The sequence below is a fragment of the Azospirillum brasilense genome (assembly GCF_003349955.1).
In the GTDB taxonomy this organism is placed as follows: Bacteria; Pseudomonadota; Alphaproteobacteria; order Azospirillales; family Azospirillaceae; genus Azospirillum; species Azospirillum brasilense_B.
In genome coordinates this window covers 1-12,926 of sequence record NZ_QLKQ01000009.1, presented here as the reverse complement: position 1 = coordinate 12,926, position 12,926 = coordinate 1, and the positions used below count along the sequence as shown (strand labels likewise).

At 68.4% G+C, this 12,926-nt stretch carries 10 protein-coding genes and 2 rRNA genes; 4 read left to right on the top strand and 8 right to left on the bottom strand.

The features are described 5' to 3' along the window. Nucleotides 1-121 precede the first annotated feature (121 nt). Genes DXK32_RS06055 through fdnG form a run of 3 tightly spaced genes read right to left on the bottom strand, consistent with a single transcriptional unit; the run spans nucleotide 122 to nucleotide 4,749 of the window. On the bottom strand, nucleotides 122-754 hold the full coding sequence (locus tag DXK32_RS06055; RefSeq protein ID WP_114857687.1) for a formate dehydrogenase subunit gamma: 633 nt from the start codon (nucleotides 752-754) through the stop codon (nucleotides 122-124). Then, nucleotides 751-1,680 carry a formate dehydrogenase subunit beta gene (fdxH, locus tag DXK32_RS06050; RefSeq protein WP_114857686.1) on the bottom strand — a complete coding sequence of 310 codons (930 nt, stop codon included), beginning with the start codon at nucleotides 1,678-1,680 and terminating at the stop codon, nucleotides 751-753. Before fdxH ends, DXK32_RS06055 begins: the two co-directional genes overlap by 4 nt. Before the next feature lie 3 nt (nucleotides 1,681-1,683). Next, nucleotides 1,684-4,749, bottom strand: a complete 3,066-nt coding sequence (gene fdnG / locus DXK32_RS06045; protein ID WP_114857685.1) for a formate dehydrogenase-N subunit alpha — start codon at nucleotides 4,747-4,749, stop codon at nucleotides 1,684-1,686. Between the two features lie 509 nt (nucleotides 4,750-5,258). Between fdnG and fdhE the strand changes: the two genes are divergently transcribed. Then, nucleotides 5,259-6,173 (top strand): formate dehydrogenase accessory protein FdhE, encoded by a 915-nt coding sequence (gene fdhE / locus DXK32_RS06040; RefSeq protein ID WP_114857684.1) that lies wholly within the window; start codon nucleotides 5,259-5,261, stop codon nucleotides 6,171-6,173. A gap of 6 nt (nucleotides 6,174-6,179) precedes the next feature. Here the strand turns inward: fdhE and DXK32_RS06035 are convergent, their stop codons facing one another. Both DXK32_RS06035 and DXK32_RS06030 read right to left on the bottom strand, forming a co-directional pair. After that, nucleotides 6,180-8,351 (bottom strand): cache domain-containing protein, encoded by a 2,172-nt coding sequence (locus DXK32_RS06035; RefSeq protein WP_247876999.1) that lies wholly within the window; start codon nucleotides 8,349-8,351, stop codon nucleotides 6,180-6,182. Continuing rightward, nucleotides 8,348-9,838 carry a sigma-54-dependent transcriptional regulator gene (locus tag DXK32_RS06030; protein ID WP_114857763.1) on the bottom strand — a complete coding sequence of 497 codons (1,491 nt, stop codon included), beginning with the start codon at nucleotides 9,836-9,838 and terminating at the stop codon, nucleotides 8,348-8,350. Before DXK32_RS06030 ends, DXK32_RS06035 begins: the two co-directional genes overlap by 4 nt. Before the next feature lie 159 nt (nucleotides 9,839-9,997). On the opposite strand from DXK32_RS06030, the gene DXK32_RS06025 reads away from it, so the two are divergent. Together DXK32_RS06025 and DXK32_RS06020 are read left to right on the top strand one after the other, a co-directional pair. Next, nucleotides 9,998-10,783, top strand: a complete 786-nt coding sequence (locus DXK32_RS06025; RefSeq protein WP_114857682.1) for a class II aldolase/adducin family protein — start codon at nucleotides 9,998-10,000, stop codon at nucleotides 10,781-10,783. Between the two features lie 41 nt (nucleotides 10,784-10,824). Continuing rightward, a complete protein-coding gene (locus tag DXK32_RS06020; RefSeq protein ID WP_114857681.1) occupies nucleotides 10,825-11,013 on the top strand; it encodes a 4-oxalocrotonate tautomerase in 189 nt (62 codons plus the stop codon). Nucleotides 11,014-11,101: 88 nt separating this feature from the next. Here the strand turns inward: DXK32_RS06020 and DXK32_RS06015 are convergent, their stop codons facing one another. Beyond that, nucleotides 11,102-11,404, bottom strand: coding sequence for a hypothetical protein (locus tag DXK32_RS06015; protein ID WP_114857680.1), 303 nt, complete (start codon nucleotides 11,402-11,404; stop codon nucleotides 11,102-11,104). 146 nt (nucleotides 11,405-11,550) lie between these two features. Here DXK32_RS06015 and DXK32_RS06010 point away from each other — a divergent pair, with 146 nt between their 5' ends. Beyond that, nucleotides 11,551-11,769 (top strand): hypothetical protein, encoded by a 219-nt coding sequence (locus DXK32_RS06010; RefSeq protein WP_114857679.1) that lies wholly within the window; start codon nucleotides 11,551-11,553, stop codon nucleotides 11,767-11,769. 184 nt (nucleotides 11,770-11,953) lie between these two features. Here the strand turns inward: DXK32_RS06010 and rrf are convergent. Both rrf and DXK32_RS06000 read right to left on the bottom strand, forming a co-directional pair. Then, nucleotides 11,954-12,069, bottom strand: a 5S ribosomal RNA gene (gene rrf / locus DXK32_RS06005). Nucleotides 12,070-12,201: 132 nt separating this feature from the next. Beyond that, nucleotides 12,202-12,926 (bottom strand): 23S ribosomal RNA (locus DXK32_RS06000); the annotation flags it as partial.

Sequence of the window (12,926 nt, the reverse complement as noted above, 5' to 3'; positions counted from 1 at the left end):
CTCTCAGCGGATGCCGCAGGCATCCGCCTGCCGCCGTCAGCGCTGGCCTTTGGCCAGTGCGAGAGGCCCTGCGGGCCACCCTCTCCCCGGAGGGGAGAGGGCTATAAGCACCCTCAAGCGATCAATGCCCGGTTTCCTTGCCGGTCACTTGGCGGAACCAGCGCGGATGGTGCTTGCGCGCCCAGGCGTGGGTGACCACGCCCTCGACCATCGCGCGGATCGTGCCCTGCACCCACAGCGCGGCGTAGACATGGACGATGATGCTGGCGATCAGCACCAGCGCGCTGGCGGCGTGGACCAGAAGCGCCACGCGGATGACCGGGATCGGGAAATAGCCCGCGAAGTAGGGCCGCCACGCGATCACCCCCGACACCAGCAGCAGGATCATGCACAGCACCATGACCCAGAACATGCCCTTCTGGCCGCCGTTGTAGCGGCCGATGTCGCCGACCTCGTTGCCCTTCATCACCTCCTTCACCGACATCATCCATTTCACATCCTCCTTGTTGATGAGGTTGTGGTGGGCGTAGCGGAAGAACTGGCGGGCGAAGGCCAGGAACATCACCACCCCGACGAAGGGATGGACAATGCGGGCGAGCTGCGGCGTGCCGAACACGCCGGTCAGCCAGAAGAAGGCCGGGTAGAAGAAGGCCAGCCCGGAGATGGCGAGCAGAACGAAGCAGACCGCCACGATCCAGTGGTTGATGCGCTCGGCGGCGCAGTAGCGTTGGATCAGCTTTTCCGACGTCTTCACAGCGCGTTCTCCCGTTCCTTGTTCTTGGTCCCCTTGGCGGGCGGCAGCGGCGGCGTGCCGTGATCCGCCTCGTCCTCGTCATCGGCGCGGTTCGGGCCGACCGTGATGTAATGGAAGAAGCCGAACAGGCCGGCGGCGGCGACGCCCAGGGTCGCCAGCGGCTTCAGCATGCCCTTCCACACCCCGACGACGGCGCTGATCGACGGGTTGTCCGGCAGGCCGGAGTAGAGCGTCGGCTTGTCGGCGTGGTGCAGCACATACATGACGTGGGTGCCGCCCACCCCGGCGGGGTCGTAGAGGCCCGCCTGGTCGTAGCCGCGCGACTGGAGGTCGGTGATCCGGGTCTGGGCGACCTCGATCATGTCCTCCTTGCTGCCGAACTGGATGGCCCCGGTCGGGCAGGTCTTGACGCAGGCCGGCTCCTGCCCGACCGCCACGCGGTCGGAGCACAGGTTGCACTTGTAGGCCTTGCTGTCGGCCGGGCTGAGGCGCGGCACGTTGAACGGGCAGCCGGAGATGCAATAGCCGCAGCCGATGCAGTTCTCCTGATGGAAGTCCACGATGCCGTTCTTGAACTGCACGATGGCGCCCGGCGACGGGCAGGCCTTCAGGCAGCCGGGGTCGGCGCAGTGCATGCAGCCGTCCTTGCGGATCAGCCACTCCAGCTTGCCCTTCTCCTCCACCTCGTTGAAGCGCATGACCGTCCAGGCCTGCGACGACAGGTCGGTCGGGTTGTCGTAGACGCCGACGCAGGTGCCAACCTCGGCGCGCAGCTCGTTCCATTCCGAGCAGGCGACCTGGCAGGCCTTGCAGCCGATGCAGACCGTGGTGTCGATCAGCTTGGCCACCTCCTGCGGGTTGCGGGCCTGCGGGGTCGGCGTCGGGGTGGCGGACCGGCGCAGGATATCGAGGGATTGCAGTGCCATGACTTACGCCACTCCGATCTTCTCGACGTTCACGAGGAACGCCTTGTATTCCGGGGTCTGGGTGTTGCAGTCGCCGACGGCGGGCGGCAGCGTGTTGGACAGGAAGCCCTTTTTGGCCACCGTCTCCCAGCCCCAGTGCAGGGGGATGCCGATCTGGTGGACGGTGCGGCCCGCCACCTTCAGGGCCTTGATGCGCTTGGTCACCACCGCCTTGGCCTTGATGTGGCCGCGCTTCGAGGAGACCTGGACCCAGTCGCCGGCCTGGATGCCCTTCTCCGCCGCCAGCGTCTCGCCGATCTCCACGAACTGCTCCGGCTGGGCGATGGCGTTCAGCCGCACGCTCTTGGTCCAGAACTGGAAATGCTCGGTCAGGCGGTAGGTGGTGCCGACATAGGGGAACTGGTCATGGGTGCCCAGCCGCTCGCGGTCGGCCTTGAAGATGCGGACCGCCGGGCTGCTGACCACCTTCGGGTGCAGCGGGTTGGTGCCGAGCGGGCTTTCCATCGGCTCGTAATGCTCGGGGAAGGGGCCGTCCACCAGCTTGTCGGTGCAGAACAGCCGCCCGACGCCTTCCGGGTTCATGATGAAGGGGTTCATCCCGTCGGCCGGCGGCGAGTCCGCCTTGAAATCCGGCACGTCGGCGCCCGCCCAGGCGGTGCCGTTCCAGGAAATCAGGGTGCGCTTGGGGTCCCAGGGCTTGCCCGACGGGTCGCAGGAGGCGCGGTTGTAGATGATGCGGCGGTTGGCCGGCCACGCCCAGGCCCAGCCCGGCGTGTTGCCGAGGCCGGCGTCGGTGTTGTCGCGCCGGGCCATCTGGTTGCCCGCCTGCGTCCAGCAGCCGGCGAAGATCCAGCAGGCGCTCATCGTCGTGCCGTCGTCGCGCAGCAGGGCGAAGTTCGGGATCTGCTCCCCCTTGCGGGCCAGGAACTTGGTCGGGTCCTTGGGGTCGGGGATGTCGGCCAGCGCCCGGCCGTTCATCTCCTTCGCCAGCTCCTCCGGCGTCGGCTCCAGCGGGTTCTTGTAGGGCCAGGAGAGGTTGAGGATCGGCTCCGGCGCGGTGCCGCCCTCCTTGGCGTAGAGGGCGCGGACGGCCATGAACAGCTCGGCCAGGATCTCCTGGTCGGTCTTCGCCTCGCCCGGCGGGTTGGCGCCCTTCCAGTGCCACTGCAGCCAGCGCGAGGAGTTGACGATGGCGCCGTCCTCCTCGGCGAAGCAGCTGGAGGGCAGGCGGAACACCTCGGTCTTGATCGACGCGGTGTCGACCTCGTTGACCTCGCCGTGGTTCTGCCAGAAGGAGGCGGTCTCCGTGGCGATCGGGTCGATCACCACCATGTATTTCAGCTTGGCGAAGTCCGCCGCCGTCTTGCGCGCGTCGGGGAAGGAGGTCAGCGGGTTGAAGCCCTGGACGATGAAGCCGTTGACCTTGCCATTGTGCATCAGGTCCATGACCTGCAGCACGTCGTACATCTTGTCCCACTTGGGCAGCCAGTCGTAGCCCCAGTCGTTCTCCGCCGTCGCCTTGTCGCCCCAGAACCATTTCAGCAGGCTGACGAAGAATTTCGGCGTGTTGGCCCAGAAGTTGAGCTGGCCCGGCGCCTGCGCCTTCGGCGCGGTCTTGGCGATGTAGTCGGCGAAGGTCGGGTGCGCCTTCTCCGACGGCAGGGTCAGATAGCCCGGCAGGCTGGTGGACAGCAGGCCGAGGTCGGACAGGCCCTGGATGTTGGAGTGGCCGCGGAGCGCGTTCACGCCGCCGCCCGGCATGCCGATGTTGCCCAGCAGGAGCTGGATCATCGCCATGGTGCGGATGTTCTGGGCGCCCACCGTGTGCTGCGTCCAGCCCAGCGCGTAGAGGATCGTGCCGACCCGGTCGCGCACCGCCGTGGAGCCGAGATGCTGGCAGACGCGCAGGAAGCCGTCCTTCGGCGTGCCGGTCAGGTCCTCGACCAACTCCGGCGTGTAGCGCGCGTAGTGGGCCTTCATCAGGTTCCACACGCAGCGCGGATGCTGCAGCGTCGGGTCGGTCTTCGCCGTCGTGCCGTCCGCCTCGAACTCGTAGTTCCAGGACGAGCGGTCGTACTGGCCCTTGGCCGCGTCGTAGCCGCTGAACAACCCGTCCTCGAACCCGAAGCCTTCCTTCACGATGAAGGCGGCGTTGGTGTAGGCGCGGACATACTCCCACTGGATCTTGTCGTTGGCGACCAGCCAGTTGATGACGCCGCCCAGGAACACGATGTCGGAGCCGGCGCGGATCGGCAGATACTCGTCGGCCACCGCGGCGGAGCGGTTGTAGCGCGGGTCGACGACGACGATGCGCGCGCCGCGCTTCTTCGCCTCGACCGCCCACTTGAAGCCGACCGGGTGCGCCTCCGCCGGGTTGCCGCCCATGATCAGGATGAAGTCGGCGTTGGAGATGTCCACCCAGCTGTTGGTCATCGCCCCGCGCCCGAAGGTCGAGGCCAGCGCCGACACGGTCGGGCCGTGGCAGACGCGGGCCTGCGCGTCGGTGCCGACGATGCCCAGCGAGCGCATGACCTTCTGGGTCAGGATGCCCGTCTCGTTGGACGAGGCCGAGGCGGTCAGCATGGCGGTGGACAGCCAGCGGTTCACCGTCACGCCGTCGGCGGTCTTGGTGACGAAGTTGGCGTCGCGGTCGTCCTTGATGTGGCGGGCGATGCGCTCGATCGCCTCATGCCAGGAGATGCGCTTCCAGCTGTTGGAGCCGGCCTCGCGGACCTCCGGGTGCTTCAGGCGGTTCGGGCTGTGGATGAAGTCCAGCAGGCCGGCGCCCTTCGGGCAGAGCGAGCCGCGGCTGACCGGATGGTCGGGGTCGCCCTCGATGTGGATGATCTCGGCCTTGGCGTTCTTGGCGCCGTCGCCCAGGCTGTACATCAGCAGGCCGCAGCCGACCGAGCAGTAGGGGCAGGTGTTGCGGATCTCCTTGGCGCGGGCGAGGCGGAACTGGCGCACCTCGGCCAGCGCCTCGGACGGCAGGAAGCCCAGAACCCCCATGCTGGAGGCGGCGAGACCGCCCGCCGTGACCTTCAAGAACTGCCGCCGTGATACCTGCATGGGTGTGATGGGCATGAAACCTCCCTGATGTCGGCCCTGGTGTCAGGATGTGCCGGCCCGGCGCTTAAGCGCCTGGAGCCGGTGGCGCCGCAGCGTCCGGGGTGACCCGGCCGGAACGGCGCATCCCCCAAATGGCAGATTCCGTGCCAGCCGGGGTCATGGGCGGAATGCGGGGAATTTGCTGGGGCGGACGGACGGAACCGCCATGCCCGCACCGCGCCGAGGGACATTTTGTCCAGCCGGCGATGGACAAAATGTCCCTAACGTTTGTGTGGAGGACAATCTGTCGGAGGGTGGGAGCAGCTAAAATCCCCTCTCCCCTCCGGGGAGAGGGTCAGGGTGAGGGGGTTGCGCTTGTGCCGAACCTACCGCCACGCGCATCCCCCTCACCGCCCGCTTCGCGGGCACCCTCTCCCCGGAGGGGAGAGGGCTATTCGTCCCCCTGGCACCGTTCTTGCGCTGTGCTATCCCTTCTCACCCCTTCGTGATCCGTGACCGGGAAAGCCACCATGACCGCCTCCTCCTCCGACGCCCCGATTTCCGAAGCGGCGATGTCCGAAGCGACGATGTCCGAAGCGACGGCCGCCGCCATGGCCGCCGCCGGTCTGGTGCCGGGCCAGTCGCCGGCCCCGCTGCGCCTGCCCGACGCGGCGATCTTCGCCCGGCGGGCGGCGCGTCTGCGCGCGCTGGCGGAGGGGCACGCCATGGGCGACTGGCTGCGCTTCGTCGCCGCGCTGGCCGACGCCCAGGCGGCGGTGGCCGCCACCCCCGCCACGCTGCCGCCGGAGGAGCAGTGGCCCGCCGACCTGCGCGCCCTGGCTGCCAAGCTCGACACCCTGCCCGGCGGCGCGCGCGAGGCCCTGACCGCTCTCGCCGCGTCCGACGCCGACACTCTGGAGGCGCTGGCCGGACGCTGGGCCGGCGACGCGCTGGAGGACGGCGACCTCGCCGCCGCCCCCTTCCTGGCCGCGGCCTTCCAGACCGCCTGGACGCGCCACGCCGCCGCGCTCGACCCGGCGTCGGTCACCGCCCACGCCACCGCCGCCGCCTGCCCGGTCTGCGGCGGCGCGCCGGTCGCCGGCGTGTTGCAGGTCGGCATGGAGAGCGGCGGCCTGCGCTATCTCCATTGCGGGCTCTGCCACACCGCGTGGCACCATGTGCGCTCGTCCTGCGTGGCCTGCGGCAACGGCAAGGACGTCTCCCAGCGCTTCGTCGAGGGGGCGGACGGGGCGGAGGCCAACGGCGCGGTGCGGGCGGAGACCTGCGACGCCTGCCACAGCTATCTGAAGCTGCTGTTCCTGGAAAAGGCGCCGGACCTCGACCCGGTGGCCGACGACCTCGCCACCCTGGCGCTCGACCTGCTGCTGGGCGAGGAGGAGTACCGCCGCATCGGCGTCAACCCGTTCCTGGCGGTTGCGGGGTAGGGGTAATCAGCCCCCAGCGGTGATCCGCTGAGCGGCGAAGAAGGGCGCGGTCGGCTGGTCGGAATAGACGGCCTGCCGCCGCAGCCACAGGGTGAAGCGGGTGCCGCGCCCCGGAACGCTCTCCACCGTGATCCGCCCGCCGTAGCGCTGGACGATGGCGTAGCTGATCGACAGGCCGAGCCCCGTCCCGGTCTGCTTCTTTGTGGTGAAGAAAGGGTCGAAGATGCGGGCCAAGTCGCCCGCCGCGATGCCGTGGCCGGTGTCCTCGACCCCCACCAGCACCCCCTCGAAGGGCTCCGCCCCCGGCAACCGGTCGTCCGGGCCGATGTCGCGGCTGTCCAGCGTCAGGCGGCCGCCCTCCGGCATCGCTTGCATGGCGTTGACGATCAGATTGATCAACACCTGCTGAAGCTCGCCGCGGTTCATCTCCACCGGGCCGCCCGCCTGGGCCTTCAGCGTCACCACGACCCGCGCCCGGTTCAGGTTGTGGCGGGTCAGCACCAGACAGTCGGACAGCACGCCGTTCACGTCGGTCGGCTCGGCGTAGCCGGCGAAGTCGCCGGGCCGGGCGAATTGCAGCAGCTTGGTCACGATGGCGTGGATGCGCCGGGTCTGCTCGTCGATCAGCCGGACCTCCTGGCGCACCGGCTCGATCCCGTCGCCCAGCACCTCGCGCAGCAGGTCGAGGTTGCCCTGGATCACCGCGACCGGGTTGTTGATCTCGTGCGCCACCCCGGCGGTCAGCTCGCCGATGGCGGTCAGCTTCTCGTTCATCACCAGCTGCTGCTGGGCGCGGCGCAGGGTGGCGTTGGCCTCCTCCAGCGCGGCCGTGCGCAGCGCCACCTTGCGGTCCAGTTCCTCGGCGGAGCGCTGAAGCTCCCACCGCCGCGCCGCCACCGAATCCAGCAGATGGTCGAAGGCGCGGGCCAGCCGTCCCAGCTCGTCCCGGCTGGCGGTCGGGCCGATGCGCGCGGAATCCTCGCCCCTCTCGATGCGGACGATGACGCCGGCCATGCGCTCCAGCGGGCGGAAGATGGCCCGCGCGCCGCGCAGACCCACCAGCGTCCCCAGCCCCGACACCAGCAGGAACAGCAGGAACAGCCCGGCCAGCGCCTTGTACAGCGTGTCGCGCAGCGGCGATTCCAGGAACCCGACATAGAGCATGCCGATCCGCCGCCCGGCGGTGTCGCTCAGCGGCTGATAGCCTGACACATAGGTGTCGTTGACCACGAAGGCCGAACCCAGCCACGGCTCGCCGCGGTCCAGCACCTTGTCCGCCACCGCCTGCGACGCCCGGGTGCCCAGCGCCCGCTGCCCTTCGAACAGCCGGACGTTGGTGGCGATGCGGGTGTCGCCGAGGAACAGCGTGGCGGTGCCCTGGCTGCCCAGCGGCAGCGAGGCGTCCTGATAGACGATGGTGTTCAGCCGGTCGACGATGCCCTGGTTGCCGTTCAGCAGCACCCCGCCCTCCAGCACCCCGAGCAGACGGCCGTCCGGCCCGTCGAAGGGAATGGCGACCTGGATCACCAGCCCGCGATCCTCGGCGCCCTCACTGTCGACATTGCGCGGATCGGGCCGGGCGGCACGGGTCGGCACCAGCGGCGTGTGGGCGGCCCGGCGCAGCGCCGGGTTCAGCGCCTCCAGCTCCGCCGGAGCGAAGACCTCCAGCCCGTGCTGGGCGTAGCCGTGCAGCGCCTCGCGCACCACCGACCAGCCGCTGCGGTCCGCCGGGACGGCGAAGGACCCGCCCGCCCGCACCATGCCCCCGGCGTCGAGCAGCAGCAGATAGTCCAGCCCGTGCTCCTCCGCCTCCTCGTCGAGCAGCCGGCGCAGATCGGCGGGCGTCCCGCGCTCAAGCACCCCACGCTCCAACAAAAGGGCCAGACGGTGCGAGGTCGCCACCCCCTCCAGCCCGTTGCGCAGCGACATCTGCACCCGGTCGAAGAACTGCCGCGCCGTCCCCAGGTCGGAGCTGACCTTGTTGACCAGAAGCTGGTCGTAGCCCTGCGTCCCCCAGGCCCAGACGATCATCAGCAGGACCGGCGCGCCGACCAGCAGCGGCGCCAGCACCAGCGCCAGCAGCTTGAGCCGCACCGACTCCGCGTAGGCCGTCGCCAGCCGCTTCAGCATGTTGGGCCGGGTCGGGTTGGGACGGGCCCCCTGGGATGGGGGCGTCACACCCCCCATTCCACGCATTTCCGGTCCAGCGTCTTGCGCGACACGCCCAGCAGGTCGGCGGCGCGCGCCTTGCTGCCGTCGCAGCGCGCCAGCACGGTCAGGATGTGGCGCTTCTCCACCTCGGCCAGCGGCAGCACGTCGCTGTCGCCGTCCATGCGGACGTGGCGGACCGGACAGGGCGCGCAGGGCGGGTTGCCGGCCACCGCGGCGGCGCACAGGCTGGGATCCGCGGCCAGGCCCGCCTCGACCGCCGCGGCGTTGGCGGTGTCGAGATCGTCGAGCGGAAATTCGCCGAGCAGCAGTGACCGCTCCACGAAATTGCGCAGCTCGCGCACGTTGCCGGGCCAGGAATGGCACATCAGCGCCCGCGTCACCTCCGGCGTCAGCGTCAGCGGCGGCACGGCCAGCCGCGCCGGCAGGAAGCGCATGAACAGCGCGGCCAGCTCCGGCACGTCCACCGCGCGCTGGCGCAGCGGCGGGATGGTCAGCGTCATCACTTCCAGCCGGTAGAACAGGTCCGGGCGGAAGCGCCCCGCCGCGGCCTCCGCCTTCAGGTCGCGGTTGGTGGCCGTCACCACGCGGACGTCCACCGGCACCTCCTGCTCGCTGCCGACCGGGCGGATGCGCCGCTCCTCCAGAACCCGCAGCAGCTTGGATTGCAGGGTCAGCGACAGCTCGCCGATCTCGTCCAGGAACAGCGTCCCGCCGTGGGCGTAGTAGAACAGCCCCTTGCGCGCGTCCTTGGCCCCGGTGAAGGCACCGCGGGCATGGCCGAACAGCTCCGCCTCGATCAGGTCGGCGGAGATCGCCGCGCAGTTCACCGCCACGAAGGGCCGGTCGGCGCGCGGCGACAGGTCGTGCAGCGCGCGGGCGACCAGCTCCTTGCCGACGCCGGACTCGCCCTGGATCAGCACCGTGGACGGGGTCGGCGCCACCCGCTGCACCAACGAGCGCAGCCGCGTCATGGCGTCGGACCGCCCGACGATCTCGTCGCGCCCATTGTCCTTCTTCGACAGCTGCCGACGCAGCACGTAGTTCTCGCGGGTCAGCCGGGTGCGCTCGACGCAGCGGTCGATGGAGTTGAGGATCTGCTCGACCCGGAAGGGCTTCAGCACGAAATCCGCGGCGCCGGAGCGCAGGGCGTCGATGGCCGTGTCCATGTCGGCGAAGGCGGTGACCAGGATCACCTCGCCGGCGTAGCCGCCGGCCATCAGCTCCTTCAGCCAGTCCAGCCCCGAGCGGCCCGGCAGGGCGACGTCGAGGATGATCACCTCGGCGTGGATGCGCTCCAGCTTCTGGGCGCCCTCCTCGGCGCTGCCCGCCACCTCGACCCGCCAGCCACGCCGCTCCAGCGCGCGCGACAGGAAGCTGCAGATGCCCTCCTCGTCGTCCACCACGAGGATGGAGGGCTTCGCCTGATCCTCCATTCGACCCCCTTCCGGCGCGCTGCGGTCGGACGGGGTGGAGACTGGCGCGGTCATGGTCATCACGGTGCACTCGGCGACGGAAAGCCCCACAGTCTAAGGGAGCATAGCCAAGCCGGGCCAGTGATTTCCGAAATCCGGAATAGTCCCGGCGTCCCGCTTGGACAACCGCCCCGCGCCGTGCGACGTTCTTCCGCTCATCGCACAGACCGGGAGCCGAACGTGACGGACACCAGCGGATCATTCGTCCATGCCGGACCGCGCCTCGCCGGCGCCGGCATCAGCGAGGCGGAATGGCAAGCGCGGATCGATCTCGCCGCCGCCTACCGTCTGGTCGCCGAACGCGGCTGGGACGACCTGATCTACACCCACATTTCGCTGGCCGTGCCGGGGGAGCCGGGACGCTTCCTCATCAATCCCTTCGGCCTGACCTTCGACGAGGTGACCGCCTCCAACCTCGTCAAGATCGACATCCACGGCGCCATCATCGGCGACAGTCCCCACCCGGTGAACGCCACCGGCTTCGTCATCCATGGCGCCGTCCATGCGGCGCGCGAGGACGCGCGCTGCGTCATGCACCTTCACAACGAAGCGGCGGTGGCGGTGTCGATGCTGAAGGACGGACTCCTCCCGCTGTCCCAGCACGCCCTGCGCTTTTACCGCGACCTCGCCTACCACCGGTACGAGGGGCTGGCCCTGACCGACAGCGAGAAGGTCCGCCTCGTCGCCAATCTCGGCTCCCGCCGGGCGATGCTGCTCCACAACCACGGCAGTCTGGTGACCGGGCGCACGGTGGCGGAGGCCTTCTGCCTGATGGACATGCTGGACAAGGCCTGCCGGATGCAGCTCGCCGCGCAGGCCACCGGCGCGGAACTGGTGTCGCCAGCACCGGAGCTGTGCGACAAGACCTACCGGCAGCTCACCGCCGATCCGGAGCCCGAAGGCGAACTGGAATGGCCGGCGCTGCTGCGACGCCTGGACCGGCGCTGCCCGGACTACAGGAACTGAGCTTCCCGGACCTCGGTCCGCAACAGAGGGATGAAACGACGATGCCGCTGATCAACGTTCAGCTTTTCGAAGGCCGCACGCTGGAGCAGAAGCGCGCCTACGCCAAGGCGCTCACCGACGCCTCGGTCCAGGCCCTCGGCTGCAGCCCGGAGGCGGTCGATGTCATCTTTCACGACGTGAAGAAGAGCGATTGGGCCAGCGGCGGCAAGCTGTGGTCCGACCCCGAGTGACATCGCTTTCCCGGATGCCCACGGGAGGCACTGCCTACCCCGCGGGCATCCGGACAAAAAAACAGGCACCCCGCCCTTCAGCCCACGCTCACACCGCCCCCACCGTCTTTCCGGTCAGGCGATAGACCGCGGTGGCGACCGCCCGATCCTCGCTGTCGCCGACCTCTAGGCGCCGGTCGATGTAGTTGCCGAGAAACTCGACCAGAGCGTCGCGGGCGACCGACTGCACCCATTGGCCAAGCCTGCCGAATGCCTGCAGCGTCCAGAACTCCGCAGCCATCAGCGCCGAGCGGACCGTCTTCGACGAACCGTCCCAATGGGACCACAAGACATCGATGGCACTCTGGGCGACCGTAATCACCAAACCGGCATTGATTCCGCGTGACGCCATCGTAGTCTCCCTCTCAGCTTGCCGAGCGGACGCTCGTGAACGGACCTTGTTCAGCAAAAGCAGTGCCAGGGAGATCGGAGCCGGAAGCCGTACCTCGTTCGGATGCGATTCGCCGGAAATCCAGACCAGACACGGGAGGAGAGGCCATGAACGCGCAGGAAGAGCAACGGGCGCGCGACGCGCTGAAATGCATCGACCGCGATCTCGACGCGCTCGACATCCAGATTGCCGCCTTGCAGGCGCGGCACCGATCCGGAACCTCCCTCGACCAATACATCCGCGTCCGCGACGCCCTGCTGACCGAGGCCCAGACGATCCTGACCCAACTCGATCACCGCCCCGGCAAACAGTCCCCATCGCCATAATCCCCTCCCCTGCGTAGCGGGGGAGGGTTAGGGAGGGGGCTCGCGGCGACACCCCGGACACAACCAAAAGCCGGCACTTCCCATGGAGAGAAGCGCCGGCTTTGTCGTTCATGAAGCCGATTGTCAAGTGTGTCTGAAACCGTGTCCGTCCACGTCCTTGGATGGCGTGGCGTGTGCCGTGGTGACCTGGCGGCGACCTACTCTCCCACGTCTTAAGACGCAGTACCATCGGCGCTGAGGCGTTTCACGGCCGAGTTCGGAATGGGATCGGGTGTTGGGAGCCTCGCCATGACCACCAGGTCACCAAGGCACACGCGAACCATCCGGACAGGGACGGCGGGTTTCGTTAAGTGAGGACGTTTGCGTTCTTGTTCTTGCGGTGTTGGCTCGTGCGTCCAGGGCTTGCCGCTGCGCGCGGGCCGCCTGCTGGGAAGGATCAAGCCATTCGAGCGATTAGTAAGGCTCAGCTTCAGGCGTTGCCGCCCGTCCACATGCCTCCTATCGACGTGATGGTCTGTCACGGCTCTCAAGGGAGTTCTGGTTTTGAGGTGGGTTTCCCGCTTAGATGCTTTCAGCGGTTATCCCGTCCATACTTAGCTACCCGGCCATGCCACTGGCGTGACAACCGGTGCACCAGAGGTATGTCCATCCCGGTCCTCTCGTACTAGGGACAGATCCTCGCAAAACTCCGACACCCACGGCAGATAGGGACCGAACTGTCTCACGACGTTCTAAACCCAGCTCACGTACCACTTTAATCGGCGAACAGCCGAACCCTTGGGACCTGCTCCAGCCCCAGGATGTGATGAGCCGACATCGAGGTGCCAAACGACTCCGTCGATATGGACTCTTGGGAGTCATCAGCCTGTTATCCCCGGCGTACCTTTTATCCGTTGAGCGATGGCCCGTCCACATGGAACCACCGGATCACTATGGCCGACTTTCGTCTCTGCTCGACTTGTCTGTCTTGCAGTCAGGCGGGCTTATGCCATTGCACTCGACGAGCGATTTCCGACCGCTCTGAGCCCACCATCGCGCGCCTCCGTTACACTTTGGGAGGCGACCGCCCCAGTCAAACTACCCGCCATGCAGGGTCCCGGCTCCGGATGAACGGAGCGCGGTTAGATGCCAGAGACCTCAAGGGTGGTATTTCAAGG